Below are 955 nucleotides of genomic sequence, written 5' to 3'. Positions count from 1 at the left end.
AAAAAGGGCCGGGAGTAAAAACTCCCGGCCCCCGGCGTCAAGGCTATGCTAAATTTCTAAGATTTCTTAGAAGTTGTAGATCAGACCAACTGCGAACTTGAGCATGGGATCGGACTTATCAGCGATAGTGTCAGCGCCCCATACGTCTTCGTCGAGATCAGCGTTAACGTAACCGAATTCAACGATAGCTGCCAGTTCGTCGTAGATCTGGTAGTTGGTGTTGAAGTCAATTTCGAAAACGGAGTCTTTAGTGGTCAGGAAGTTACCGTTGGGRTCGATGTTGGTCAGAGCTGCAGCACCGTGAGTCTTGATGAGGTCTTCATCGTTGGTACCTTTAACATACAGGAAGATYAGGTCGTGGCTCAGTTTTTCGAGGAAGGAGATCTTCTCGAGAGCAAGACCTACGGTCCAGAAACCGAGCTGGCCGTTGCTGTYGTGGTCRGCWGCAGCAACGGTGCCGCCGGARCCACCGGTMAGAGCGGAGCCACCGAAGTAGGTGGTACCGAAAGCCCAGTCGTTGGTAACGATGGGCAGACGCTCAGAACCGTTGGAKGTGTTGTCATCTTCACCRGTGGTGTATGCGAACATCAGTTTGGGCTGTACGAAGTCCAGACCGGTRTAAGCAAGAGATGCGTCGAAGAGCATACCGGAACGATCGTTCTGCTTCTGGTCAGCGTCTACGGAACCGTAAACGATGTCAGCTGCGAAAACGATGGGATCGAACATGTCCATTTCAAAGGAGGTACCGATCCACCATGCCTGAGAATCTTTATTCATGTCAGGATCAGCTACAACGCCGAGAAGACCTTGGTAGGCTGCGATGTTATCAGCCTGTACACCGTTGCCATCAAGAACGTCTTTACCTACGTTTGCGTAAGCAGCGTAAGGGGTAGCAGAGATACCATCGATGGTGATGGGAGCTGCCAGATAGAAGATATCGAGTTCATCGTGGTTG

The 955-nt window shown here is 51.1% G+C and carries 1 protein-coding gene; it reads right to left on the bottom strand.

The features are described from left to right. Window positions 1-66: 66 nt before the first annotated feature. The coding region (locus FMR86_RS20295) for an outer membrane homotrimeric porin (protein WP_163353284.1) at window positions 67-955 on the bottom strand (889 nt) is incomplete at its 5' end.

The organism is Desulfovibrio sp. JC010, from assembly GCF_010470675.1.
In the GTDB taxonomy this organism is placed as follows: domain Bacteria; phylum Desulfobacterota; class Desulfovibrionia; order Desulfovibrionales; family Desulfovibrionaceae; genus Maridesulfovibrio.
The sequence above is the reverse complement of the archived record's forward strand: the minus strand, read 5'-3'. Positions and strand labels throughout refer to the sequence as shown.